The 23,937-nt window shown below is 65.4% G+C and carries 23 protein-coding genes and 1 pseudogene; 16 read left to right on the forward strand and 8 right to left on the reverse strand.

The features are described 5' to 3' along the window. Window positions 1-39: 39 nt before the first annotated feature. The 3 genes and pseudogenes from AC07WT_RS20220 to AC07WT_RS20230 all read left to right on the forward strand — a co-directional run. Window positions 40-990 carry a LysR family transcriptional regulator gene (locus AC07WT_RS20220; protein ID WP_494948225.1) on the forward strand — a complete coding sequence of 317 codons (951 nt, stop codon included), beginning with the start codon at window positions 40-42 and terminating at the stop codon, window positions 988-990. 389 nt (window positions 991-1,379) lie between these two features. Beyond that, the gene (locus AC07WT_RS20225; protein ID WP_494948226.1) at window positions 1,380-3,089 is read left to right on the forward strand and encodes an isovaleryl-CoA dehydrogenase; all 1,710 of its coding nucleotides are present in this window, start codon (window positions 1,380-1,382) and stop codon (window positions 3,087-3,089) included. Between the two features lie 32 nt (window positions 3,090-3,121). Beyond that, window positions 3,122-3,256: pseudogene (locus AC07WT_RS20230) on the forward strand (aldehyde dehydrogenase family protein); the annotation flags it as partial. Here AC07WT_RS20230 and AC07WT_RS20235 read toward each other — a convergent pair. The 5 genes from AC07WT_RS20235 to fliE all read right to left on the reverse strand — a co-directional run bounded on the left by AC07WT_RS20235 (window position 3,231) and on the right by fliE (window position 6,518). Next, entirely contained in the window at window positions 3,231-3,635 is a 405-nt protein-coding gene (locus AC07WT_RS20235) for an EscU/YscU/HrcU family type III secretion system export apparatus switch protein (protein WP_494948227.1), read from the reverse strand. The pseudogene AC07WT_RS20230 and the gene AC07WT_RS20235 sit on opposite strands and share 26 nt — an antisense overlap. Next, the gene (fliK, locus tag AC07WT_RS20240; RefSeq protein ID WP_494948228.1) at window positions 3,632-5,065 is read right to left on the reverse strand and encodes a flagellar hook-length control protein FliK; all 1,434 of its coding nucleotides are present in this window, start codon (window positions 5,063-5,065) and stop codon (window positions 3,632-3,634) included. Before fliK ends, AC07WT_RS20235 begins: the two co-directional genes overlap by 4 nt. 99 nt (window positions 5,066-5,164) lie before the next feature. After that, window positions 5,165-5,491 carry a flagellar protein FliT gene (locus AC07WT_RS20245; RefSeq protein ID WP_494948229.1) on the reverse strand — a complete coding sequence of 109 codons (327 nt, stop codon included), beginning with the start codon at window positions 5,489-5,491 and terminating at the stop codon, window positions 5,165-5,167. Next, window positions 5,488-5,922, reverse strand: a complete 435-nt coding sequence (fliS, locus tag AC07WT_RS20250; RefSeq protein WP_492592652.1) for a flagellar export chaperone FliS — start codon at window positions 5,920-5,922, stop codon at window positions 5,488-5,490. Before fliS ends, AC07WT_RS20245 begins: the two co-directional genes overlap by 4 nt. A 260-nt stretch (window positions 5,923-6,182) precedes the next feature. Further along, on the reverse strand, window positions 6,183-6,518 hold the full coding sequence (fliE, locus tag AC07WT_RS20255; RefSeq protein WP_494948230.1) for a flagellar hook-basal body complex protein FliE: 336 nt from the start codon (window positions 6,516-6,518) through the stop codon (window positions 6,183-6,185). 235 nt (window positions 6,519-6,753) lie between these two features. Here fliE and fliF point away from each other — a divergent pair, with 235 nt between their 5' ends. From fliF to fliR, 13 genes are all read left to right on the forward strand, one after another. Next, window positions 6,754-8,562: a flagellar basal-body MS-ring/collar protein FliF gene (gene fliF, locus AC07WT_RS20260; protein ID WP_494948231.1), complete on the forward strand. Its 1,809-nt coding sequence runs from the start codon at window positions 6,754-6,756 to the stop codon at window positions 8,560-8,562. Beyond that, a complete protein-coding gene (gene fliG / locus AC07WT_RS20265; RefSeq protein ID WP_054040817.1) occupies window positions 8,552-9,547 on the forward strand; it encodes a flagellar motor switch protein FliG in 996 nt (331 codons plus the stop codon). Before fliF ends, fliG begins: the two co-directional genes overlap by 11 nt. Continuing rightward, on the forward strand, window positions 9,534-10,217 hold the full coding sequence (fliH, locus tag AC07WT_RS20270) for a flagellar assembly protein FliH (protein ID WP_494948232.1): 684 nt from the start codon (window positions 9,534-9,536) through the stop codon (window positions 10,215-10,217). Before fliG ends, fliH begins: the two co-directional genes overlap by 14 nt. Next, a complete protein-coding gene (fliI, locus tag AC07WT_RS20275; RefSeq protein ID WP_492592648.1) occupies window positions 10,211-11,707 on the forward strand; it encodes a flagellar protein export ATPase FliI in 1,497 nt (498 codons plus the stop codon). Before fliH ends, fliI begins: the two co-directional genes overlap by 7 nt. Window positions 11,708-11,709: 2 nt before the next feature. Next, on the forward strand, window positions 11,710-12,159 hold the full coding sequence (gene fliJ, locus AC07WT_RS20280) for a flagellar export protein FliJ (protein WP_492592647.1): 450 nt from the start codon (window positions 11,710-11,712) through the stop codon (window positions 12,157-12,159). A gap of 61 nt (window positions 12,160-12,220) precedes the next feature. Further along, window positions 12,221-13,825, forward strand: coding sequence for a flagellar hook-length control protein FliK (locus tag AC07WT_RS20285; protein ID WP_494948233.1), 1,605 nt, complete (start codon window positions 12,221-12,223; stop codon window positions 13,823-13,825). Window positions 13,826-14,962: 1,137 nt separating this feature from the next. Then, window positions 14,963-15,469 (forward strand): flagellar basal body-associated protein FliL, encoded by a 507-nt coding sequence (fliL, locus tag AC07WT_RS20290; RefSeq protein ID WP_494948234.1) that lies wholly within the window; start codon window positions 14,963-14,965, stop codon window positions 15,467-15,469. Window positions 15,470-15,534: 65 nt separating this feature from the next. Further along, window positions 15,535-16,533 carry a flagellar motor switch protein FliM gene (fliM, locus tag AC07WT_RS20295; RefSeq protein WP_492592643.1) on the forward strand — a complete coding sequence of 333 codons (999 nt, stop codon included), beginning with the start codon at window positions 15,535-15,537 and terminating at the stop codon, window positions 16,531-16,533. After that, on the forward strand, window positions 16,526-16,984 hold the full coding sequence (gene fliN / locus AC07WT_RS20300; protein ID WP_492592642.1) for a flagellar motor switch protein FliN: 459 nt from the start codon (window positions 16,526-16,528) through the stop codon (window positions 16,982-16,984). The genes fliM and fliN overlap by 8 nt, the downstream gene beginning before the upstream one ends. After that, window positions 16,981-17,613, forward strand: coding sequence for a flagellar biosynthetic protein FliO (gene fliO / locus AC07WT_RS20305; RefSeq protein WP_494948235.1), 633 nt, complete (start codon window positions 16,981-16,983; stop codon window positions 17,611-17,613). The genes fliN and fliO overlap by 4 nt, the downstream gene beginning before the upstream one ends. Next, window positions 17,613-18,437, forward strand: coding sequence for a flagellar type III secretion system pore protein FliP (gene fliP / locus AC07WT_RS20310; protein ID WP_492592640.1), 825 nt, complete (start codon window positions 17,613-17,615; stop codon window positions 18,435-18,437). Before fliO ends, fliP begins: the two co-directional genes overlap by 1 nt. Before the next feature lie 127 nt (window positions 18,438-18,564). After that, window positions 18,565-18,834 (forward strand): flagellar biosynthesis protein FliQ, encoded by a 270-nt coding sequence (gene fliQ, locus AC07WT_RS20315; protein WP_492592639.1) that lies wholly within the window; start codon window positions 18,565-18,567, stop codon window positions 18,832-18,834. Window positions 18,835-18,889: 55 nt separating this feature from the next. Continuing rightward, complete coding sequence (gene fliR / locus AC07WT_RS20320) at window positions 18,890-19,672, forward strand: flagellar biosynthetic protein FliR (protein ID WP_494948236.1); 783 nt, start codon at window positions 18,890-18,892, stop codon at window positions 19,670-19,672. A gap of 7 nt (window positions 19,673-19,679) precedes the next feature. Here the strand turns inward: fliR and flgL are convergent, their stop codons facing one another. The 3 genes from flgL to AC07WT_RS20335 form a co-directional block, all read right to left on the reverse strand. Beyond that, window positions 19,680-20,912, reverse strand: coding sequence for a flagellar hook-associated protein FlgL (flgL, locus tag AC07WT_RS20325; protein WP_494948237.1), 1,233 nt, complete (start codon window positions 20,910-20,912; stop codon window positions 19,680-19,682). A 10-nt stretch (window positions 20,913-20,922) separates the two neighbouring features. Then, window positions 20,923-22,899 (reverse strand): flagellar hook-associated protein FlgK, encoded by a 1,977-nt coding sequence (gene flgK / locus AC07WT_RS20330; RefSeq protein ID WP_494948238.1) that lies wholly within the window; start codon window positions 22,897-22,899, stop codon window positions 20,923-20,925. Window positions 22,900-22,999: 100 nt separating this feature from the next. Then, window positions 23,000-23,773 (reverse strand): flagellar brake protein, encoded by a 774-nt coding sequence (locus AC07WT_RS20335; protein ID WP_494948239.1) that lies wholly within the window; start codon window positions 23,771-23,773, stop codon window positions 23,000-23,002. Window positions 23,774-23,937 lie beyond the last annotated feature (164 nt).

Below are 23,937 nucleotides of genomic sequence, written 5' to 3' on the forward strand. Positions count from 1 at the left end.
TTCAAACCATTCCAATTTGGAATTTCGGAGTCCCAGATCGTGGAACTACGTGCGCTGCGCTATTTCGTCGAAGTGGTGCGTCAACAGAGCTTCACCGTCGCCGCCGAGCAGATGTTCGTGACGCAGCCGACCATCAGCAAGATGGTCAAGTCGCTGGAAGACGAGATCGGCTCGCCGCTGCTGCTGCGCGACGGGCGCCAGATGGTGCTGACCGATGCCGGCCGGATCGTCTATCAGCGCGGCCAGGACGTGCTGGCCGCTCACGCGCAGTTGCAGGCCGAGCTGAACGATCTCGACACGCTCGGCCGCGGCGAACTGACGATCGGCATTCCGCCGATGGGCGGCTCGCTCTTCACGCCCGCGATCGCCGCGTTCCGTCAGCGCTACCCGAAAATCGAACTGAAGCTGTTCGAGCAGGGTTCACGCGCGATCGAAGCGGCGCTGATCAACGGCGAGCTGGAGTTGGGCGGCGTGCTGCAACCGGTCGACCCCGAAAATATCGACGTTCTCCCGATGACGCGGCAATTGTTGTGGCTGGTCGCGCGCACCGGTTCGCGCTGGGACGATGTGCATGAGGTGCCGCTTGGCCAGCTGGCCAGCGAACCGTTCGTGTTCTATGGCGAAAGCCTTGCGCTCAATGATGTCGTTCTGAACGCGTGCCGCACGGCGGGGTTTGCGCCGACCATCGTCGGACGTAGCGGGCATTGGGACTTCATGGCGGCGCTGGTGCTGGCCGGGGTCGGCATTGCGCTGTTGCCGGCGCCGTATTGCCGGCGGCTCGACGCCGCGCAGTTTACCTGCCGGCCGGTCGTCGAGCCGGAAATTCCCTGGGAGATGGCGATAGGCTGGCGCCGCAACGGCTATCTGTCGCATGCAGCGCGCGCGTGGCTCGAGGTTGCCCGCGAGACGCTGCCGGGCCAGGCCGGCGACGATTTCATGCTGGGGCCGGGTATCGGCATGAGCGGAATCGCGGCGCCGCTTTCCAGATAAAAACATGCGGCTCGCCAGCGAGCAGCCGCCCGAGCCTGCACCGACGATGATGTAGTCGTATTGCATCCGCTCCTCCTAATGGGCCGCGTTGCCCGCGGACCCTGTCTCGTGCACACTTGTCTACGTGTGTTTTATCGGCATTGCAGGGAGCGTTGCGGCACCACGGCGAGTTCATGTCAGGGCGATCCCGCTAAACGAAAGCGCAGTTGCGACCCTATGATGAAAGACGCGCGAGCGCCCGCCAGGCTGCCCGCGCAAAGCATTCGAACACGGCGCCGGGCGCGCCGTCCCGTCAGCGTGCGGCACGACACGCAGTGATCAGACAGCACGGCGCAACGCAATGCAGCGCCGATCAGCGCCGGCGCGCATCCGGTGAACGGAGACAGCAGATGGAACCGCAAGAGCGCGGGCACGCCCGCGGCCACACACTCGGTCACACGCACGACGTGACAAATCAGGCGCCGCCGCTGGCGGACTACAACCTGTTTGCGAGCGACGCCGCTTTATCCGCCGCCCTCGAACGCGAAGGCGCCGCGTGGCATCGCGAGGCGCTGCTGCGCGACGGCGCCGCGCTCACCACGCCGGAAACGCTCGCGCTCGCGGAACTGGCCAACCGCCACACACCCGAACTGTTCACGCACAGCCCGCGCGGCGAACGCATCGACGCGCTGGAGTTTCATCCGTCGTGGCATACGCTGCTGTCGCTGCTGCGCCGCGAAGGTCTGCACGCGCTGCCGTTTTCCGACCCGCAGCGCGGCGCGATGGTCGCCCGTTGCGCCGGCTACTTCCTGCACGCGCAACTCGAATCCGGTTCGCTCTGCCCGTTGACGATGACCTTCGCGAGCATTCCGGTGTTGCAGCGCGAACCGGCCTTGTTCGGCACGCTGCGCGACAAGCTCTATACCCGCGAACACGATCCGCGCGACGTCCCGCTCGCGCAGAAAACCTCGGCGATGATCGGCATGGGCATGACCGAGAAGCAAGGCGGCTCCGACGTGCGCAGCAACCGGACACGCGCGTACGCCACGCACGGCAGCGGTCGCGGCGCCGAATACCGCCTCGTCGGCCACAAATGGTTTTTCTCCGCGCCGCAATGCGACGCGCATCTGGTGCTCGCCCGCACCGGCGATCACGAAGGCCTGTCGTGCTTCTTCGTGCCGCGCTTCGCGCCGGACGGCAGCAAGAACGCGGTGCAGATCCAGCGTCTGAAAGACAAGCTCGGCAACCGCTCGAACGCGAGCAGCGAAGTCGAGTTCTTCGACGCATTCGGCATCCTGATCGGTGACGAAGGCCGCGGCGTGCCGACCATCATCGAAATGGCGAACTACACGCGGCTCGATTGCGTGATCGGCAGCGCGGCGTTGATGCGCGCGGCGCTGGTGCAGGCGATCCATCACGCGCGGCATCGCAGCGCGTTCGGACGGCATCTCGCCGATCAGCCGCTGATGCGCAACGTGCTGGCCGATCTTGCTTTGGAGTCGGAAGCGGCGACTGTGCTGTTCATGCGTCTCGCGCGGGCTTTCGAAGAATCGGCCGATGCGGCTAACGCATCGCCCGCCGGGCGCGCGTGGCGGCGCATCGTCACGCCGGCGGCGAAGTATTGGGTCTGCAAGCGCGCACTCGAATTCACCGGCGAGGCGATGGAAGTCTGGGGCGGCAACGGCTACGTCGAGACGGCGCCGATGGCGCGTTTTTATCGCGAAGCCCCCGTGAATTCGATCTGGGAAGGTTCGGGCAACGTGATGTGCCTCGACGTGCTGCGCGCCATCGAACGCGAACCCGAAGCGGCGCAAGCGTTGTTCGCCGCGTGGCAAGCGGACGCGCAGAGCCACCCGGCGCTGGGCGCCGCGCTCGCCAGGCTCGCCGCCACGCTCAACGGACCGGCCGAACATCGCGAGACGTCCGCCCGGCGTATCGCGCAGCAAATCGTGCTGATCGCGCAGGCCAGCTTGCTGATCCAGCATGCGCCCGCCGAAGTCGCCGATGCCTTCATCGCCACCCGGCTCGCCGACGGCTGCGGCGAAAGCGGCCGCGTGTACGGCACGCTGCCGGCTACGTTCGACCACGCGGCGATCATCGAGCGAGCGTTTGCGGCTTGATTGTGGCTTGATTGTCGCTTGATTGCCGCTTGATCGCCGTCACCCAGGCGCCGGACGAAAGCGCGCTGATGCAGGAGGAAATCTTCGGACCGCTGCTGCCGATCGTCCCCTACGACACGCTCGACGACGCAATCGCGTGGATCAACGCGCGACCCCGTCCGCGCGCATCTCGCCGGAAACCTCGCCGGAAACGTCGCCGGAAACCTCGCCGGAAACTTCGGTGGCGACCACGTCGGTGACGTCCGGCTCCCTGGCGGCCCCGTCTTCGGGCTCATCCTCCGCGCCGCTTTCCAGCCGATGCAGCCACGCCAGCAATTCCGCCACCGCCTGGTAAAGCTGCGGCGGAATCCGCGTATCGAGGTCTACCTGCATCAGCAGCGACACCATCTCCGGCGCTTCATGCACGTAGAGGCCGGCTTCCTTGGCGCGCTGCACGATCATCTCGGCGACGAGGCCGTAGCCCTTGGCGATCACACGCGGCGCGGGTTCGCCGCCGTGCGCGTCATAGACGAGCGCTGCCGCGCTGCGGCGGTGTTTGCGGCTCATCGCATATCCCAATCGAAATCGTCGAGCGGCGCGGCCTCCGGCCGGATCGCGCGTGCGGCGCGGCGCGTAGTCGGCGCCGGTGAGGCCGCCGAGGCGGAGCGCGCATACGCCGAAGCCGCTGCCGCACCTGCCGCGCCTGCTGCGTTGGACGCCGCGGCAGGCGCGCCGCCGCCGATCTCGCGGATCGTCAGCCCGTTCAGTTCGATGCCCGCCGCCGCCAACCGCTGACGAAAGCTCTCGCCCTGCATCGCCAGCCGCGCCGCACCGCCGGGACTCGCCTGCACGCGCGCCACCAGCCGCGTGCCCGTCAGCGTCAATTCCGCATCGACGGTGCCGAGCGTCGGCAGCGACAGCGTCAGACGCGTGCGCCATGGCTGCTCGTCCTCGCTCGCCGTGCCGCCGCCGCTGCGGTTCCATTCGTCGCCGTCCTGCTCGATTGTCCAGTCGAGCTTGGCGCCCGGCCACGCTTCGCCGGTCCAGCGAAACTGCCCGGTCGCGAGCAGATCGAGTTGCTGACGCACCAAAGGAATCGTCGCCGGATGGACCTGAGCTCCCATCGATTGCGAGTTTTGCGACGGCGCGTTTTGCGACGGCGCGCCATCAGCCAAAGGCGCCGCGGCGTTATGCAAGCTCGAGTGCGCGGGCTGGCCGTTCAGATCCGAAAGAGAGTTGGCCAGCACTTCGCCAGCCACGAAACGCGCGGCCTGTGCCGTCTGGATCGCCGGCGTCGCGCGCGCGGCGGCGTTGCCGTCGGGCCCGCCGCTGGCCGCACCGTTGGCCGAGGCGCCCAACCCCTGGCGCTGCGCGGTATTCGCGCTTGGAGCCGGCTCGGCATCGCTCGCCCAGTCGAGCGGCAATTGCGCGGCAGCGGCCACTAGCCTGTTTTGCGCCTCGCCGGCCAGGGCGGCGGGCGAGCGCTGGCCCGCCAGCCATTGCGCGAGATGAGCTTCGTAGAACAAACCGCTGTCGCCGACCGTCTGTTCGAGTGCCGCCGCCAGCGCGGCGACCGGCACCTGCGCGGCGGCCACGTTCGCGGTGGACGTGGTCGCGGCTGCATTCGCAGGGGTGTTCGCAGCGGAAAACGCGGTATTGGGGGAAGCCGGGGAAAAAGTGTCGAACAGCGGCAAGCCGCCGATTCCGACATCGAGCGCCGGCGCGGCCGGCCAGATCGGCGTCTGGCCAAGCACGGCAGGCGTCGCGTCGCCGCCCGAGTGCACGATCGCGTTGAGCGTCAGCGCGACGGCGGACAGCGCGGTTTGTGCCGAAGCCGGCGGCGTGGCGGGCGCCGCTACGGGCGTCGCCGCCGACGGCGCGGTATCGACGCCCGCCGCACCGGTCTGCGTGGTGGCCGCCGAGCCCGGCGCAATATTGAGCAGACTGTCGACCCGGCTCGCGAGCAGCGAAGCGATGGCCGTGTCGATTCCGTTCATGCCGATTCCTTGGTCACATGGGCAGCGCGCTCAGGTACGATCCGGCGCGCCTGGGCAAATCCAATCCGATCCAGGCAAACCCGGCGCGCCCGGTCAAACTCAGCGCGCCCCGTACAGTTCCTTGAGCACGCAGGCCGACCGTCCGGCAAACAGGGCCGACAGATTGGCCATGCCCGGATTCGCCAGATCGCGAACCGCGGCGTCGTCGGCGAGGATCTGCCGGATCAGCGCGTATTTGCGCAGGCGCTCCGATTCGTCCAGCTTGACGCCGGTTTCCGCATCCCGCAGCGCATCCACCAGAATCCGGTACTCCTCCTGCAAGCGCACCAGATCGTTCCACAGGGCTCGCCGCGCCGCCGTCAACATGCGGTGGGAAATCGCTGCAATCGCCTCGTAGCGGGCGAAATATTCTGCGTTCGATGTCATCTCATGCTTTCCGCGGCCGGCTGTGCCGCCATCCGCGCGATCTCCGGGGCAATCCCGATCCAGGCTTCTTCCAGCGTCGCCAGCAGGCCATCGACCTCGACCAGCATCGCCTCGCTTTGTTTTATGTTGGCTTCGAGCAGCCGACGCGCCATATAGCTGTATAGCGCGTCCAACCGCTCTGCAATCTCGCCGCCCGCCTCCCGGTTGAGCGACTGCTGCAGCCCGCTTTCGACGATCTGAATCGCCTTGCCGATCGCTTCTCCGCGAGCCGGCACATTGCCTTGCTGCACATGCATGCGCGCTTGCGCGATCGCTTGCCGGGCGCCCTGATACAACATCACGATCAGACGATGCGGACTCGCGCCCATCACCCCCGTCTCGACGCCCACGCGTGCATACGCATTGGCTCCAGAGTGTCCTGGGGAAAACATCGGCGCTCCTCCTCTCTTGCACTGCGGTTGGTCATGGCAACCCATCCGTGCACGTTGCCGCGCGCCGAACTCTGCCTGTACCTGGTTATCGGATAGGCAGCGGGAAAGCTTTAGTCTGTTGTAAGGAGGATTAAGGGCTGATTGGAGCGGGCCACGTTGGTCGGGCCACATTGGTCGGCCCACGTCGGGCGGCCCGGTTGGCCACACGGTGTTCAGCGTTCAGGCAGGCAAGCGGGACAGCCTTGCCGCCCGGGCCGCGCTCACACCGACATCTGCATGATGTCGTTATAGGCCGACACCAGTTTGTTGCGCACCTGCAAGCCGAACTGGAAACCGACGTTGGCCTTCTGCATATCGACCATCACGTCGTTCAGCGACACGTTCGACGCGCCGAGTTCGAACGCCTGCGATTCGCCGACCGCCTTGGTCTGATCGCCGCTGATCTTGTCGAGCGACGCCTTCAGCGCCGAGGCGAAGCCGCCGGGCGTCGCCGCGCCGGACTGGCCGGCCGCCGGGTTGCTGCTGCCGGCCGCTTGCGCCGCCATCGACTGCATCTGTTGCAGCGCCGACGAGAGCGCGTTCACGGGCAAAGTCATGTTCTCTCCAGGGAATGACGACCGGCATGCCGAACCGCACCGATCTGAGCGAAAGCATAGCAGCGGGCCTTTAGGGAAAGCCCCGAAACTAGGGGGAAAACCCGGCTCTATTCAAGCAATCGGGTTGAGCGGCCCTGCGGATAATTTCAATGGTGAAAGTATCTGTCCGTGCGCCCGCCGACCCTCGGCGCGGCGAGGCGGCAGAACGCAAAGGCATCCCGGAGATACCCGACGCATGGATTCGTCAGCCAACTCTTTGATCAACCCCGACGCCCGCATGGGCCTCGCCGGCGCGCAGCCGGGCGCGGGCGCGTCCGGCGCCGGCCAGCCGGGCGGCGCGGCCGACCTCGGCGGCTTGGGGGGCAACCTTGGCGGCATGGGCGGCAACTTCGGCCAACGCCTGTCGGGCCTCGCGCAAATGCGCGGCAATCCGCGTGCGCCGCTGATTTTTGCTGTCGCGCTGCTGGTTGCGATCGTGGCGGGTCTGTTCCTGTGGTCGCGCGCGCCGGACTTTAAGGTGCTCTACAGCAACCTGTCGGACCGCGACGGCGGCGCGATCATCACCGCGCTCCAGCAGGCCAATATTCCCTACAAGTTTTCCGACGCCGGCGGCGCGATCCTCGTGCCCGCCGAGCAGGTGCATGAAATGCGCCTGCGTCTGGCTTCGCAAGGCCTGCCGAAGAGCGGCTCGGTCGGCTTCGAATTGATGGACAACCAGAAGTTCGGCATCAGCCAGTTCGCCGAGCAGATCAACTATCAGCGCGCACTGGAAGGCGAGCTGCAACGCACGATCGAATCGATTTCCTCGGTGAAGTCGGCGCGCGTGCATCTGGCGATTCCGAAGCCTTCCGTGTTCGTGCGCGACAAGGAAGCGCCCTCCGCGTCGGTGCTGGTCGACCTGTATCCGGGCCGCGCGCTCGACGAAGGCCAGGTGCTGGCGATTACCCATATGGTGTCGTCGGCGGTGCCGGATATGCCGGTGCGCGGCGTGACGATCCTCGACCAGGACGGCAACCTGCTGACGAACCCGTCCTCCGGCAGCGGTCTGGACGCCTCGCAGCTGAAGTATCGCCAGCAGATCGAACGCAACACGCAACAGCGCATCGACGCGATCCTCGCGCCGCTGTTCGGCGCCGGCAATGCGCATTCGCAGGTCAGCGCCGATATCGACTTCGCGCGTATCGAGCAGACCTCGGAAAACTACGGCCCGAACGGCAGCCCGCAACAAGCCGCGATCCGCAGCCAGCAATCGAGCAGCGCCACCGAAATGTCGCAGGCGGCCGCCTCGGGCGTGCCCGGCGCGCTGTCGAACCAGCCGCCGCAACCGGCTTCGGCGCCGGTCAATGCGCCGAACGGCGCGAGCGGCGTGACCACCACGCCGGTCAGCGACCGCAAGGATTCGACCACCAACTACGAACTCGACAAGACCGTGCGCCATCTGGAGCAGCCGATGGGCGGCATCAAGCGTCTGTCGGTGGCGGTGGTGGTCAACTATATGCGGGTGGTCGACGCCAAGGGCCACGCCACGATGCAGCCGGTCACCGCCGACAAGCTCACGCAGGTCAATCAGCTGGTGAAGGACGCGATGGGCTTCGACGCGTCGCGCGGCGACTCGGTCAACGTGGTCAACAGCGCGTTCACCGCCGACGTCGACCCGAACGCCGACCTGCCGTGGTGGCGCTCGCCGGACATGATCGCGCTCGCCAGGCAGATCGCGACCTACCTCGGGATCGGCGCCGTCGCCCTGTTCCTCTACTTCGTGATGGTGAAGCCGGCGCTGCGCCGCGCGTTCCCGCCGCCGGAGCCGGTCGCCGCCGCGGCGCTGCCGTCGCCGGACGAGCCGATCCTGCTGGACGGCATCCCGGCCGCCGAGCGCATGGCCGCCGGCACCGCCGCCGAAGCGGAAGCCGACTCCGAGCTGCTGATGCTGGAGAACGCCAAGCACAAATACGAACGGAACCTGGAATTCGCGCGCAACATCGCGCGCCAGGATCCGAAGATCGTTGCAACCGTCGTGAAAAACTGGGTGTCCGATGAGCGCTGAAGGCGTAATGAAGAGCGCGCTCCTGCTGATGTCGATCGGTGAGGAAGAAGCCGCGCAGGTGTTCAAGTTCCTCGGGCCGCGTGAGGTCCAGAAGATCGGCGTCGCGATGGCCGCGCTGAAGAACATCACGCGTGAACAGATCGACGAGGTCCTGCAGGAGTTCGTGCGCGAGGCCGAAAAGCATACGGCGCTGTCGCTCGATTCGAGCGACTACATCCGCTCGGTGCTGACCAAGGCGCTCGGCGACGACAAGGCCGGCGCGATCATCGACCGGATTTTGCAGGGCAGCGATACCAGCGGTATCGAGGGCCTCAAGTGGATGGACTCCGCAGCGGTGGCCGAGCTCATCAAGAACGAGCACCCGCAGATCATCGCGACGATCCTCGTGCACCTGGACCGCGATCAGGCGTCGGAAATCGTCGCGTGTTTCACCGAACGTCTGCGTAACGACGTGCTGTTGCGGATCGCGACGCTCGACGGCATCCAGCCGGCCGCGCTGCGCGAACTCGACGACGTGCTGACGGGCCTGCTGTCCGGCAGCGACAACCTCAAGCGCAGCCCGATGGGCGGCATCCGCACGGCGGCCGAGATTCTCAACTTCATGTCGAGCAACCATGAAGAAGGCGTCATCGAAAACGTCCGCCAGTACGACGCGGAACTCGCGCAAAAGATCATCGACCAGATGTTCGTGTTCGAGAACCTGCTCGATCTGGAAGACCGCGCGATCCAGCTGCTGCTGAAGGAAGTCGAGTCCGAGGCGCTGATCATTTCGCTGAAGGGCGCGCCGCCCGCGCTGCGCCAGAAGTTCCTGTCGAACATGTCGCAGCGCGCCGCCGAACTGCTCGCCGAAGACCTCGACGCGCGCGGTCCGGTGCGCGTCTCCGAAGTCGAGACGCAGCAGCGCCGCATCCTGCAGATCGTGCGCAATCTAGCGGAAAGCGGCCAGATCGTTCTAGGCGGCAAGGCGGAAGATGCGTATGTCTGATACGACCTCCAGGCGCAAGGACAGCCTCTCGGCCTACCAGCGCTGGGAGATGGCCTCGTTCGATCCGGTGCCGCCGGCGCCGCCCGAACCCGAAGTCGACGACGGCGCGTTCGAAGCCGAACTCGAACGTCTGCGCGAGTCCGCGCATGCGCAGGGCATTGCGTCGGGTCACGTGGCCGGACAGGCGCTCGGTTATCAGGCCGGTTACGAGCAAGGTCACGCGCAGGGTTTCGAGCAGGGCCAAAGCGAAGCGCGCGAAGAAGCCGCACGTCTCGCCGCGTTGGCCGCGACCTTCAAGGCGGCGCTCGACGGCACCGAGGGCGCGATCTCGGAGACGCTGGTCGCGTTGGCGCTGGACATCGCGCAACAGGTGGTGCGCCAGCACGTGCAGCACGATCCGACCGCACTCATTGCCGCCGCGCGTGAGGTGCTGGCCGCCGAGCCGACGCTGGTCGGCGCGCCGGCGCTGATCGTCAGTCCGGCCGACTTGCCGGTCGTCGAAGCCTATCTGATGGAAGAACTGCAAACGCGCGGCTGGACCGTGCGCACCGATGCGTCGATCGAACGCGGCGGCTGCCGCGCGCAGGCCGGCAGCGGCGAGGTGGATGCCGGCATCGAGACGCGCTGGGAGCGCGTCGCCGCGGCGCTTGGCAAGGTGAGCACATGGTGAAGCCGACGCTCGAAGAGATTCGCGCCAGCGATCTGACGCCGCTCGAACGCGAGCTCGCGCTGGCGTCGTTCGGCGCCGAGGCGCTGGCTCCTTACGATCCCGCCCTCGACACCAATCCGCACATGCAAGCCTGGCGCGGCCGGCTCGACGCGCTGCGCGCGCGCAACGCGATCGCCAGGCCGATGCGCGCCTGCGGGCGCCTGACGCGCGCCGCCGGTCTGGTGCTCGAAGCGGTTGGCCTGCGTCTGTCGGTGGGCGCCGAGGTGATGATCGAACTGCCGCCCGGCAGTTCGCTGCCGATGGCCGAAGCCGAAGTGGTCGGCTTCTCCGGCGACAAACTGTTTCTGATGCCGACCACCGAGGTGATCGGCCTCTTGCCCGGCGCGCGCGTTTATCCGCTCGAAAGCGCGCCGATCGCCGATCCGATGGCGGGCGCCAAGCGCCTGCCGGTCGGCTGGGAATTGCTCGGCCGCGTGCTCGATGCGTCGGGCCGGCCGCTCGACGGCCTCGGCCCGCTCGGCACGCACGCCGACGCGCCGCTGTCGGCGCCGGTCATCAACCCGCTGAACCGCGAGCCGATTCACAAGGTGCTCGACGTCGGCGTGCGCGCGATCAACGCGCTTCTGACCGTGGGCCGTGGCCAGCGCATGGGTCTGTTCGCCGGTTCGGGCGTCGGTAAATCGGTGTTGCTCGGAACGATGGCGCGTTACACCAGCGCCGAAGTGATCGTGATCGGCCTGATCGGCGAACGCGGCCGCGAAGTGAAGGAATTCATCGAACAGATTCTCGGCGAGGAAGGTCTGGCGCGCTCCGTCGTGATCGCCGCGCCGGCCGACGTCTCGCCGCTCTTGCGGATGCAGGCCGCGTCGTACTCGACCTCGCTTGCCGAATATTTCCGCGATCAGGGCAAGCACGTGCTGCTGCTGATGGATTCGCTGACCCGCTACGCGATGGCCCAGCGCGAAATCGCGCTGGCCGTGGGCGAGCCGCCCGCCACCAAGGGTTATCCGCCTTCGGTGTTCGCCAAGCTGCCGGCGCTCGTCGAGCGGACCGGCAACGGCCCGGCGGGCGGCGGCTCGATCACCGCGTTCTACACCGTGCTGACCGAAGGCGACGACCAGCAGGACCCGATCGCCGACTCCGCGCGCGCGATTCTCGACGGCCATATCGTGCTGTCGCGTTCGCTCGCCGAGGCCGGTCACTATCCGGCGATCGACATCGAAGCGTCGATTAGCCGGGCAATGACCGCGCTGATCGACGATAACCATCTCGACAAAACGCGTATGTTCAAGCAGATGCTGTCGCGCTATCAGCGCAATCGCGATCTGATCAACGTCGGCGCCTATTCGAGCGGGCGCGACGCGCTGCTCGACCGTGCGATTGCGCTGTATCCGCGGATGGAAGCATTTTTGCAGCAAGGTTTTCGCGAGTGCGCAAACTTTGAGCCGAGTATCGCGATGCTGGACGCGCTGTTTGCCCAAGGAAGCTGACCATGGCGAAACACTTTCCGATCAAGACGCTCATCGGCCTCGCCAAGGACGATGTGGACGCCGCCGCGCAGCGCCTCGGCCGTGCGCAGCGCGAGCGCGGCGAGGTGCAATCGCAGCTCGATTCGCTGGTGCAGTACCGCGACGAATATCACGCTCGCTTCACGGCGACCGCCCAGACCGGCATGCCCGCCGGCAACATGCGCAATTTCCAGGCGTTCATCGACACGCTCGACTCCGCCATCGAACAGCAGCGCAATCTGCTGGTGACGGCCAATGCGCGTGTCGAGGCCGCCAAGCCCGACTGGCAGCGCCAGAAGCAGAAACTCGGCTCGTACGAAGTGTTGCAGGCGCGCGGCGAGGCCGTCGAAGCGAGGCAAACGGCGCGGCGCGACCAGCGCGACGCCGACGAACACGCCGCCCGAATTCTGAGGATGCGCGCCGAGGGCGTCTGACGCGCCGCGCGCCGCCTCGACAGACCGAACACCCCGTTTTGACGGATTGACAGGATCATCTATGTCGGCACTCTCACCGATCGGCTCACTGCTCGGCTCCGCCAGCAGCACCTCCACCAGCGCGGCCATGGCCGCCGCGGCGAATGCCAAGCCGTTCTCGCAAACGCTTCAGCAAAGCATCGCCGCGCAAAACAGCGCGGCCGCGCAGAGCGCGAGCATGCCGGCGGCGGCGTCTTCGTCGGCTTCGTCCTCCTCGCCGTCCTCCTCCGCATCGCCGTCCTCATCCGCATCGTCGTCCTCATCCGCATCGTCGTCCTCATCCGCACCGTCTTCGCAGGCATCGTCGTCGAGCGTGCATGACGCGCCGCCCGCACCCGACGCCGCCTCGAAGAGCACCGACGGCACGGATGCCGGGAACGGCAGCAAGAACGACAGCAACGCAGCGAGCGCATCGTCGTCCAGTTTGTCCTCGTCGGGGGCGACGCAGCAGGCCGCGAACGACAAGCCTGCCGCGAACCCGACGAAATCCGGCAACCCGGCCACGCAGACCGACACCAGCATCGCCGCAGCCACCGCGGCGGCTGCGGTACAGGCGCAGGCTCAAGCTCTGGCCAACGCAAACGGCGCGGCTGCCCCGGCCGCCACCGACCCCGCTGCGGCATTGGCTGACGCGGCGGCTTCGCTGCCTGACGCGACGACGGGCACCACGACGGGCGGCACCCCCGGCAAAAAGACGAGTGCGACCGATGCGAAGTCGGCACAGGACGCATTGCAGGCGGCGTTGGCCGCGCTGTCGAGCGCCCAGGGCGCGGTGCCGGTGCCGGCTCAGGCGCTGGCGAGCGGCGCGGCGGCGAGCGCGTCGAGCGCCGCGAGCGGTTTGGCTGGCGATGCGACTGCCGGACTGAATGCGTCGGCGGGCGGCAAGACGCTCGCGGCCGGTTTGTTCGGCGACGGCAAGGGATCGAATGCGGCCAAAGCCACGCTGACGGCAGCCGCCACCATGGTGGCGGATCCATCGGCGGCGGCGAAGACGGCTGTTGACGCGTTGGCGTCAACGGCGGGCGGCGGCGCTCAGGCCGACAATCTGGCGTCCTTCAAGAGTGAAGCCGATGCGGCGGCGGCAGCTTTGGCCGCCACGCAGGCGGTGGCCGGCGCCGCGAGCACGACCGCGGCCGTGCAAACGACCGGAAACGCCGGCGCGGCCGAAGTGGCGAATGCATTGGCGCCGCAGGTCGGCACGACTGACTGGGAAGACGCGTTGAGTCAGAAGGTGGTGTTCTTGTCGAATGCGCATTCGCAGAGCGCCGAGCTGACTTTGAATCCGAAGGATTTGGGGCCGCTGCAGGTTGTGTTGCAGGTTGCCGATAACCATGCCCATGCGCTTTTTGTTTCTCAGCACCAGCAGGTGAGGGAAGCCGTCGAGGCGGCTTTGCCGAAATTGCGGGAGGCGATGGAGTCCAATGGGATTGGGCTTGGCAGCGCGAGCGTTAGTGACGGGTTTGGCCGGTCGGGGAGTGGGCAGCAGCAGAGTGCTGATTCTGGCCGGTCCGGTGGGAGGGCTACAGCTACAGCTGCTTTTGCCGGCGGCGCTGGGGAGTCTGTTGGGGCTGTCGTGGGGAATGTTGCCGTGCGGCGCTCTGTTGGGTTAGTGGATACGTTTGCTTGATTTTTTTTGCCTGCGCGGCGCTTCTTGTGTTTGTTTGCCTACGGCGTTGGTCTTGGCTTTTTTGCCTGTGCGGCGCTTCTTATGTCTGTTTGCCTGCGGCGTTGGTCTTGGCTTTTTGCCTGTGCTGCGCTTTCTGGTTGTGTTTTCCTACGGCAGTGCCTTTCGCTGTTCTGACTTCTTTGACCTTTCCTTGATTTGTTATTGGTTTATTAGCTTTCCCCCTGTGCGGGGGAGCACCTACTTTTCTTTGTCCCCCAAGGGGACTTCCTTCGGGGCGCCGGCCGCAAAGAAAAGTAGGCAAAAGAAAGCGGCTTCACACCGCAAGTACTAAGCGGGCACCTCTATGATCGACGGGGAGTGGAGGCCACCTGATCTGTGCCAGTGCACCTTCACGCCCTGGTGACAAGGCAGTCATCCACCCCTTCTCGCGCTGCGCGCTCGCCGGAAAGGTACTTCATCCAACCACCCACTACGTTTGGCGCCTGCGCTTTGCGCAGGGCGTAGCTCGCCAGTTCACGCGTGCGCGTGCCATTACGCCCGAGTTCTGCTCGGTAGTCCAGATCTGCACCCCGCCGAGGCGAAGCCGATGGCTCCTGCTCGCGCAAACGAAGCGGGAGGTTTGGGATGGACCTTGCCGGCGAGCGCGCAGCGCGAGAAGGGGTGGATGACTGCCTGGTCACAGGCGCTCATGGACCACGGTGTGGTCCGGCAGGTTTCCACTACCGGTGGTTGACCGAGGTGCCCGCTTCAGAATTAGCGGTTTGAGCCGCTTTCTTTTGCCTACTTTTCTTTGCGGCGGCAAAGAAAAGTAGGTGCTCCCCCGCACAGGGGGAAAGCTAATAAACCACAAAGAAAACAAGGAAAGGCCAAAGAAGTCAGAACAAGGAAAGGCCAACGCCGTAGGCAAACAGCACAAGGTGCAACGCTAATAGACCAATAACAAAATAGAAAGGCAAAAAACTCAGAACAAGCAAAGACACACCGCCGTAGGCAAAAAGAAACCAGCAAGACCGCCCTCCGCCTGAAAGGCAAAAACAAGAGATAGCCCGCATTAACCCTTCTTTTCGACCCATCGCGCCGCAGGCAAATCAACAACAATCACCATCACCAGCACTAACGGCAAGCAAAGCAAACCTCATGGCATCCACGACCGCAAACCAGCAAGCCGCGCCCGCCTCGCCGGGCCCGTTGAAGCGAATCATTCTGATCGCCCTCATTGCGATCCTCGCCGCAGGCGCCGCCGGCGCGGGTGTGTGGTTCTATATGTCCAAACGCAGCCCAGCCCCCGCGTCAGCGGAAACCGCCAGCGCGCCGGCGCCACTGGCGGCGCCGCTCTTCTTCCCGCTCGAATCGATGACGGTCAACCTGCAGTCGGACGACGGTCAGCAACACTTCCTGCGTATCGGCCTCACCCTCAAGCTGAACGACCCGAAAACCCAGCAGGAACTCACCGACCACATGCCGGAAGTGCGCAGCCGCATCCTGCTCGCGCTGTCGAACAAGCATCCCGACGAACTGGCGCCGCTCGAAGGCAAACGCGCCCTCGCCACCGAACTCCGGACGCTGATCGAACAGCCCACCGATAAGGGCGCCACGCCGATCCGCGTTCAGGACGTCCTGTTCACCGAATTCGTCGTGCAGTGACGTCCGCAGTGACGTTATTTCGCGCTGCCATCATCAACCGCCACGGGACGCACGAGGAATAAGGAATGGGCCACGAAGAGTTCATGTCCCAGGAGGAGGTCGATGCCCTCCTCAAGGGCGTAACCGGCGAGTCCGACTCGATCGCCGACCAGAGCGATCGTGCGGGCGTTCGCCCGTACAACATCGCGACGCAGGAACGCATCGTCCGCGGCCGGATGCCGGGCCTCGAAATCATCAACGATCGCTTCGCGCGTCTGTTGCGCGTCGGCATCTTCAACTTCATGCGGCGCTCGGCGGAAATCTCCGTCGGCCCGGTGAAGGTACAGAAATACAGCGAGTTCACCCGCAACCTGCCGATCCCGACCAACCTGAACCTGGTCCACGTGAAGCCGCTGCGCGGCACCTCGCTGTTCGTGTACGACCCGAACCTGGTGTTCTTCGTGGTCGACAACCTGTTCGGCGGCGACGGGCGCTTCCATACCCGTGTCGAAGGCCGCGATTTCACGCAGACCGAGCAGCGCATCATCATGAAGCTGCTCAATCTCACGTTCGAGCACTACGCGACGTCGTGGAAAAGCGTGCGCCCGCTGCAGTTCGAATACGTGCGCTCGGAAATGCATACGCAGTTCGCCAACGTCGCGACGCCGAACGAAATCGTCATCGTCACCCAGTTCTCGATCGAGTTCGGCACCACGGGCGGCACGCTGCACATCTGCATGCCGTATTCGATGATCGAACCGATCCGCGACATCCTGTCGTCGCCGATCCAGGGCGAGGCGCTCGAAGTCGACCGCCGCTGGGTCCGCGTGCTGTCGCAACAGGTGCAGGCCGCGGAAGTGGAACTGACCGCCGACCTCGCGCAGGTGCCGGTCACGTTCGAGCAGATCCTGAACATGCGCAAAGGCGATGTTCTGCCGATCAACATCCCCGAACACATCACGGCGAAGGTCGACGGTGTGCCGGTGATGGAATGCGGCTACGGAATTTTCAATGGTCAGTACGCGTTGCGGGTCCAGAAGATGATCAGCGCAGCCGACACGATGAAGGAAGGTGGATATGAGTGACCTGAAAGCAAAGCCCGAGATGGAATTGCCGGAAGCCGAACAGTTGGCTGCCGCGGAATCCGCCGAGGACGAAGCGGCGATGGCCGACTGGGCCAGCGCGCTCGCCGAGCAGAACGACAACACGGAAGTCAGCGCCACGACAGCCGGCGTGTTCCAACCGCTGTCGAAGGTCGAGCCGACCTCGACGCGCAACGACATCGACATGATCCTGGACATCCCCGTCCAGATGACCGTCGAACTCGGCCGCACCAAGATCGCGATCCGCAACCTGCTGCAACTCGCGCAAGGTTCGGTCGTGGAACTGGACGGCATGGCCGGCGAACCAATGGACGTGCTGGTCAACGGCTGCCTGATCGCACAGGGTGAAGTCGTGGTCGTCAACGACAAGTTCGGTATTCGTCTGACCGACATCATCACGCCGTCCGAACGCATCCGGAAGCTGAATCGATGAAATGCATTGCCGGTCGCGCCGTGCTGGATGCGTCGCGCAATGTTCCCGCTCGCGCGGGGCTCGCGGTGAGGGCCGTGACCGCTTCGGCGGCGCTGTTCGCGCTGACGTTCGTATCATCCGCCGCGCACGCGGCCGACATGAACGCGGTCAACAACGCCGCGAAAATCGCCTCGGGTGTCGGTGCAGGCACGGCCGTTCCGGCGCTCGGCGTCGGCGCGGTGTTGCAAACGATCGTCGGCCTGCTGGTCGTGATCGCTCTGGTATTCGGTTGTGCGTGGCTCGCGCGCCGCTTCGGCTGGCAGCCGGCGAAGCGCGGCGGTCTCGTGAAGACCATCGGCGGCGCTTCGCTCGGCGGCAAGGAGCGCGTCGCGGTGGTCGAGATCGGCGATACGTGGCTCGTGCTCGGCACGGCGCCCGGCAATGTGCGTCTGTTGCATACGATGCCGGCCGGTTCGGCCGCAATCGATCCGGTCGCAGGCACGCCACCCGCCGCTGCGGGTGAACGCGCATCCTTGCCCGGCACCTTCGGCCAACGCTTTCGCGACGCTTTGAAAGGCGAAATGGGCAAACGTTTCAACGCACTCAGCGACGCCAACGGTATCAACGGGCAAGGCAGCGGGGATCGGTAATGCAGTTCAGTCTTCAACCAGCGCGTGATGCGCAAGCCACACGCGTGTCGTCCGCCGCTTCGAAAATCGTCCCCGTGCTGCGCCGTTTCGCCCCTGTTGCATTGCCGGCGCTGATGCTCGCGCTGCCGACGCTGTCGTTCGCGCAAACCGCCGGCCTGCCGGCCTTCAACACGAGCCCCGGCCCGAACGGCGGCACGACCTACTCGCTGAGCGTGCAGACGATGCTGCTGCTCACGATGCTGTCGTTCCTGCCGGCGATGGTGTTGATGATGACGAGCTTCACGCGCATCATCATCGTGTTGTCGTTGTTGCGTCAGGCGCTCGGCACGACCACCACGCCGCCGAATCAGGTGCTGGTCGGCCTCGCGCTGTTTCTCACGCTGTTCGTGATGTCGCCGGTGCTCGACAAGGCCTATACCGAAGGCTACAAGCCGTTCTCCGACGGCTCGATGCCGATGGAGCAGGCGGTTTCGCGCGGCCTTGCGCCGTTCAAGACCTTCATGCTGCGCCAGACCCGCGAAAGCGATCTCGCCCTCTTCGCCCGCATCTCGCATGCCGCGCCGATGCAAGGTCCGGAAGACGTGCCGCTGTCGCTGCTGGTGCCGTCGTTCGTCACCAGCGAATTGAAAACCGGCTTCCAGATCGGCTTTACGATTTTCATCCCGTTCCTCATCATCGACATGGTGGTGGCGAGCGTGCTGATGTCGATGGGGATGATGATGGTGTCGCCCGCCACCATCTCGCTGCCGTTCAAGCTGATGCTGTTCGTGCTGGTCGACGGCTGGCAGTTGCTGCTCGGCTCGCTCGCGCAGAGCTTTGTTTGAGCCTCGTGCTGATTGGCTTCGCCGGGCATCGCTTGTCGGTATCGCTTGTCTGTATCGCTGATCGGCCTCGCACATCGGCCCCGCGTATCGATTTCGTCCAACCTTTCACACTTCCGGTCGAACCATCATGAATTCCGAATCCGTCATGACGCTGGCGCACCAGGCCATGTATGTCGGCCTGCTGCTCGCCGCACCGCTCCTGCTGGTCGCGCTGATTGTCGGTCTGGTGGTGAGCCTGTTCCAGGCCGCCACGCAGATCAACGAGACGACGCTCTCGTTCATTCCGAAACTGCTCGCGATTGCCGTCACGATGGTGATCGCCGGGCCGTGGATGCTGACGACCATGCTCGACTATCTGCGCCAGACGCTCACCAACATTCCGACGCTCGTCAACTGAGCGCCGCGCCGGCCCCCTCACCCTTCATCGCCGCCCGTACGCTCGCGCCGCCGCCATGTTTTCCGTCACCTACGCGCAACTGAACACCTGGCTCACGGCGTTCCTGTGGCCGTTCGTGCGAATCCTCGCGCTGACCGCCACAGCACCGGTGCTCGGCAACCGCTCGCTGCCGATCCGCGTAAAAATCGGCCTCGCGGCCTTCATCACGATCATCGTCGCGCCGACGCTCGGCGCGCTGCCGCAGGTCACGGTGTTTTCCGCCGAGGGCGTGTGGATCATCGTCAACCAGTTCCTGATCGGCATCGCGCTCGGCGTGACGATGCAGATCGTGTTTCAGGCGATCAGCGCCGCCGGCGACTTCGTCGGTCTGGGCATGGGCCTCGGCTTCGCGACGTTCTTCGATGCGCAGGCGAGCAGTTCGAGCCAGGTGCTGTCGAGCTACATGAACATCATCGCGATGCTGGTGTTTCTGGTGATCGACGGCCATCTGCAGATGATCAGCGCGCTGCTGGCCACGTTCCAGTCCGTGCCGGTGTCGGCGAACATCCTCGGTGCGCCCGGCTGGCGCACGCTGGCCAACTTCGGCAGCACGGTATTTTCGGCGGGCCTGCTGCTGTCGCTGCCGGTGGTCGCCGCGCTGCTGATCACCAACCTCGCGCTCGGCATTCTCAACCGCGCCGCGCCGCAAATCGGCGTGTTCCAGATCGGCTTTCCGCTGACCATGCTGATCGGCTTGCTGCTCCTGCAACTGATGATCCCCAACATGATTCCGTTCTTCACGCGTCTGTTCGACATCGGTATCGATCAGATGGGGCGCGTCGCGGCGGGGTTGAAGTAGCGCCCGGCTAGTTCAGGTACTGGAACAGCGACAGGTTCTGCACCTTCGCGAACGCCTGTTCCGCCGCTTGCAGCGAAGTCTGCATCATCGTGTACTTGCTGACCGTCTTGGTCAAGTCAGTCTGGGTCAGATCCGCCAGGCCGTTCGCCGTCTGCAGCGTGTTGGTCTGCGTGACCGTCTGCAACGCCTGCACTTCCTGCTCACGGCCGCCTACCGCGGCCTGGGCCGTCACGACGTTGTTCATCGTGTTTTCGAGCTGGGTCAAGCTGGTGACCATCGCGCTCTGGAAACTGGCGGTCGCGGCCGCGCCTGAAACCGGCGTTTGCAGCGTCGTGATCAACTGGCTCAGGTTGGCGAATACGTCCGTGCTGCCTTGCGTGGCCGGCGTCACGGTGAAACTGTCGCCCGCGTTCGGCGCGCCGGTGATCGTCACCGACTGGCCGCCGAGCGTGATCGCCGAGCCCGACGTGAAAGCCTGCGGCGTGCCCGTCGTGACCGTGCCGGTTGCCGGATCGGTCGAAGTCACCGTGTAGGTGGTCGCCGCGCCGGCGCCCGCGAAGGCGATCGAGTAGGTGTAGGCGTTAGTCGGGTCGGTCGGATTCGTCAGGCTGACGCCGCTAATCACGCCGGTGCCGCTGTTGCCCGCGGTCGCGGCCGGGACCGCGCTGGTGCCGATCGACGCCACGCTGCCAAAGATCGCGATGCCGTTGTCGGCGGTCTGAACGGTGTGCGAGTCGGTGATCTGCACGGCGCGCGTACCGGTGTCGCCCGAATAGGTCACGACGCCGGCGGAGTTGGTGGTGTACGGCTGCGCGGTGCTCTGATAGCCGGCAAACAGGTAGTTGCCCTGCGAGTCGGTCGAGTTGGCGAGCGTCATCAACTGGCTGCGCAGGCTTTGCAACTGCGTGGCGATCGAGCCGCGGTCGCCGTCGTTCAGCGAGCCGTCGCCGGCGCGCAGCACCAGCGTGTGAATGCTCTGCAGCACGGTGGTGACGCTGCCGAGCGTGGAGTCTTCCTGTTGCAGCGACGAGAGCGCGGTGCCCTGGTTGCTCGTGTACTGCGACAGGCTCGTCGCCGTCGAGCTCAACTGCACGGCCTGCGCTGCGCCGAGCGGATTGTCCGAGGGTGTGGAGAGGCTCACGCCGCTCGAAATCTCTGCGTACAACTGCGACAGCTGAGCTTGCTGATCGCTCATCGTCGCCACGTTCATGTTGAAGTACTGCGTGCTGGAGATGCGCATGTTCAACGCCTCACTGAATAATGCCGATCAACGTCTGGAACAGGGTCTGCGCGGTCTGGATGACTTTGCTGTTGGCCTGATAGAGCTGCTGATACTGAAGCAGATTGGCTGCTTCCTCGTTGATGTTCACGCCCGAAACCGACTGCTGCGCGGTGGTGATCTGCGTCACCAGCGAGGCCTGGGCCGTGCTCGAAGTCTGAATCTGATTGGTCTGGTTGCCGATCTGGTTGACGTAGTTCGCATACGCGCCCGTCAGCGTGACCGTGCCGCCCGCCATCACCTTCGCGGTGGACAGGTTCGACAGCGCCAGCGCATTGCGGCCGTCGTTGGTCGCGCCGGTGTTCGGGCCGATGGTGAACTTGTCGCCGGCAGCCGGCGTGCCGCTGATCGTCACCGACACGTTGTTCATCTGGCCGGCGGTCGCGTTGTTGATCGTGAGCGTGGCGCCCGTGGCCGACGAATACGGCACCACGGTCGCCGCGCTGGCGATCGGGTAGGTGGTCGACGGCGAGCCCGCCACCGTCACCGTCGAACCCACCGGGAAGCCGGTCAGACCCGTGCCGTTGTACGACAGCGTGGTGGTCGAGTTAGGCATCGTGTAGCGCGCCGACACTGTGCCTTGCGAGATCGTGCCGGTACCGGTGTTGGTCGACGCGGCCGCGCCCAGCACCGGCGCCGCGGCGGCGATCGCCGAAGCGGCCGTGGTCGCGGTGGCGAAGCTGTTCAGCGCGCCGCGGGTCGGTTCGACCGTGAACGAATCGCCCGGGTTCATCGTGCCGGTGGTCGAGAACTGCAGGCCGTTGATCGGCAGGGCCAGGCTGGTGGCCGAACCCACCACGCTGCCGGTCGAATTGTCGGTCAGCGTGTAAGCGGTGCCGTTGTAGGCGAGCGTGTAGTCGCCGGTGGTCGGCTGCGCGCCATTCGCGAACGACACGTTCAGCGACGCATTGCCGGTGTTCTGCGTGTTGGCGTAGACCGTCGGGCCGCCCACCGAGAACAGCGCGGCGCCTTGGCCGCCGCTCAGCGTCACGCCGAGCGCGTTCTGCGCGTTCACTTGCGAGGCGAAGCTCACGGCAATCGCGCCGAGTTGCGCTTCGCCCGGATCGAGCGTCTGGCTGCGGAACGCAAGCAGGCCGCCGAGCGTGCCGTCCGTGATCTTGCTGTCGGGCAGATTCTGCGGCGCGGCTGCCGGATTGGCGCCGGCCTGGCCGAGATACTGCACCGACAGTTCGCTGGTGTCGCCCGTCGAAGGCGCCGTGCCGAGGTTGTAGCTGTTGCCGCCGGAAACCAGCGGCTGGCCGTTGCCCATGAACACGCTGTAGCTGCCGTTAGACTGCACCACCTGAACGCCGACCAGTTGCGACAGATTCGACACCGCGAGGTCGCGCTGATCCAGCAGCTGATTCGGCGGCTGGCCTTGCGTGCTGGCCGCGGAGATCTGGCCGTTCAAGTTCGCGATCTGTTGCGTGTAGCTGTTGATCTGCGAAACGGTATTCGTGAGCTGCGTGTTGACGCTCTGACGCAGCGCGTCGTATTGCTGGCCCGCGGCGTTGATCTGGTTCGCGAGCGTCTGCGCGCCGCTCATCGCGGTCTGACGGGTGGCCAGGCTCGAAGCGTCGTTCGCGACGTTCTGCAAGCCGGTGAAATAGCTCGTGATCGCGGTCGCAATGCCCGCTGTCGGACTGCCGATCACGTTGTTGAGCTGCGAAATCATCGAGTTGTAGGCGGACAGCGAGCTGCTCGACGACTGCGCGTTGTTCAGCTCAGTGGTCAGATACTGGCTGTACTGACGCGTCACGGTCACGGTCGAAACGCCTTGCGGCAGATAGCCGGAGCCCGTGTACTGGCCGCCGGTTTCCGCGTAGACGGGCCGTTCGATCGTGTAGCCCGCCGTCGACGCGTTGCTGATGTTCTGGCCGGTTGTCGTGAGTCCCCACTGGGCTGCGTTCAGTCCACTGAGGCCAAGATTGATGAGGGTGCTGGACATGCGTCATCCTGAAGGGCGACACCGGACACATGCCGCCGCGTTACTTGAACATCCTGTTTAACGGCCCGCGCGGGGAAAAATTGAGGGCCATTCCCGTTGCTCAGCGCACCAGCGAGCGGCGCTTCATTTCGAGTTGCGTGATCAACCGCTGCAGCGTGTTTTCCGCGCTGCCGGGCAGCGTCAGAAAACGGAAGCCGAGCTGATAGCGCTGCGTGCCGTTCGGCAATGCGGTCGAACGATGCGACACCAGTTGCAGATCGAGCGACAGACGGCCGAGCGCGCCGAGCGACAGTTCGCAATCCTGCAGCCGGGTGCCCATCGGCAATTCGGCCACGCGTTCATCCGCGGTGCGCATGCCGACCCCGCCGAGCGACAGGTCGTTCACTTCGAAGCGGAACGTATCGCCTTCAGGCAGGCGGCCGCTGCAAGTATACGGATCGAGAATCGGCGCCCCGACGCGGAAATACTCGCGGCGCTGCACGTAGAACAGCACTTCGGGGAAGTCCGCCTCGAATGCGGGCAGTCCTTCAAAGCGGGTTTCGCGCGGCGTGCCCGTGGCGAATTCGACACGCACGCCGTCCGGCGACGCGTGGAACTGGCAAAGCGGCGCCGCCAGCAAACCTTTGTTCTGGTCCGACAGCGCGCCCCAATCGAAAGTGAAAGTGCGTCCGCGCACGTCGACGTCGAGCAGGCGCGTGACGAGCTGGCCGCCCGCATGTTGCACGGTGAGGAAATCGCCGCGATTGACGAGATTGCGCAACTGAACGCCGATCTCCAGCGGATTGCGACGGCCAAAGTCGTGAGCGCTTTCGTCTGGCGCGGCGTGCGGCTGGCCGGGGGCTTCGATCTGGCCGTTCGACTGGTTAGTATCCATGGGCTTGCCGGTATGCATGTTCGCGGGCGCGTGCCCAGGGCTCCTGCCAGGGCTTTCGCGCGGTCTTCATCGAGGCCGCGGCACGCGCATTCAACCGGACGTTACAACACTTTCCGGTATCGGGTCTAACTTGATTAGCGGCAGCGTCCGGTCAAAATTTAGGG

Source organism: Paraburkholderia sp. GW821-FHT02A12 (genome assembly GCF_059422005.1).

Excerpts from the sequence above, each read along its gene's own strand:
- AC07WT_RS20225 (WP_494948226.1), top strand. The coding sequence starts at position 1,380 with ATGGAACCGCAAGAGCGCGGGCACGCCCGCGGCCACACACTCGGTCAC.
- AC07WT_RS20235 (WP_494948227.1), bottom strand. The coding sequence starts at position 3,635 with ATGAGCCGCAAACACCGCCGCAGCGCGGCAGCGCTCGTCTATGACGCG.
- fliK (WP_494948228.1), bottom strand. The coding sequence starts at position 5,065 with ATGAACGGAATCGACACGGCCATCGCTTCGCTGCTCGCGAGCCGGGTC.
- AC07WT_RS20245 (WP_494948229.1), bottom strand. The coding sequence starts at position 5,491 with ATGACATCGAACGCAGAATATTTCGCCCGCTACGAGGCGATTGCAGCG.
- fliS (WP_492592652.1), bottom strand. The coding sequence starts at position 5,922 with ATGTTTTCCCCAGGACACTCTGGAGCCAATGCGTATGCACGCGTGGGC.
- fliE (WP_494948230.1), bottom strand. The coding sequence starts at position 6,518 with ATGACTTTGCCCGTGAACGCGCTCTCGTCGGCGCTGCAACAGATGCAG.
- fliF (WP_494948231.1), top strand. The coding sequence starts at position 6,754 with ATGGATTCGTCAGCCAACTCTTTGATCAACCCCGACGCCCGCATGGGC.
- fliG (WP_054040817.1), top strand. The coding sequence starts at position 8,552 with ATGAGCGCTGAAGGCGTAATGAAGAGCGCGCTCCTGCTGATGTCGATC.
- fliH (WP_494948232.1), top strand. The coding sequence starts at position 9,534 with ATGCGTATGTCTGATACGACCTCCAGGCGCAAGGACAGCCTCTCGGCC.
- fliI (WP_492592648.1), top strand. The coding sequence starts at position 10,211 with ATGGTGAAGCCGACGCTCGAAGAGATTCGCGCCAGCGATCTGACGCCG.
- fliJ (WP_492592647.1), top strand. The coding sequence starts at position 11,710 with ATGGCGAAACACTTTCCGATCAAGACGCTCATCGGCCTCGCCAAGGAC.
- AC07WT_RS20285 (WP_494948233.1), top strand. The coding sequence starts at position 12,221 with ATGTCGGCACTCTCACCGATCGGCTCACTGCTCGGCTCCGCCAGCAGC.
- fliL (WP_494948234.1), top strand. The coding sequence starts at position 14,963 with ATGGCATCCACGACCGCAAACCAGCAAGCCGCGCCCGCCTCGCCGGGC.
- fliM (WP_492592643.1), top strand. The coding sequence starts at position 15,535 with ATGGGCCACGAAGAGTTCATGTCCCAGGAGGAGGTCGATGCCCTCCTC.
- fliN (WP_492592642.1), top strand. The coding sequence starts at position 16,526 with ATGAGTGACCTGAAAGCAAAGCCCGAGATGGAATTGCCGGAAGCCGAA.
- fliO (WP_494948235.1), top strand. The coding sequence starts at position 16,981 with ATGAAATGCATTGCCGGTCGCGCCGTGCTGGATGCGTCGCGCAATGTT.
- fliP (WP_492592640.1), top strand. The coding sequence starts at position 17,613 with ATGCAGTTCAGTCTTCAACCAGCGCGTGATGCGCAAGCCACACGCGTG.
- fliQ (WP_492592639.1), top strand. The coding sequence starts at position 18,565 with ATGAATTCCGAATCCGTCATGACGCTGGCGCACCAGGCCATGTATGTC.
- fliR (WP_494948236.1), top strand. The coding sequence starts at position 18,890 with ATGTTTTCCGTCACCTACGCGCAACTGAACACCTGGCTCACGGCGTTC.
- flgL (WP_494948237.1), bottom strand. The coding sequence starts at position 20,912 with ATGCGCATCTCCAGCACGCAGTACTTCAACATGAACGTGGCGACGATG.
- flgK (WP_494948238.1), bottom strand. The coding sequence starts at position 22,899 with ATGTCCAGCACCCTCATCAATCTTGGCCTCAGTGGACTGAACGCAGCC.
- AC07WT_RS20335 (WP_494948239.1), bottom strand. The coding sequence starts at position 23,773 with ATGGATACTAACCAGTCGAACGGCCAGATCGAAGCCCCCGGCCAGCCG.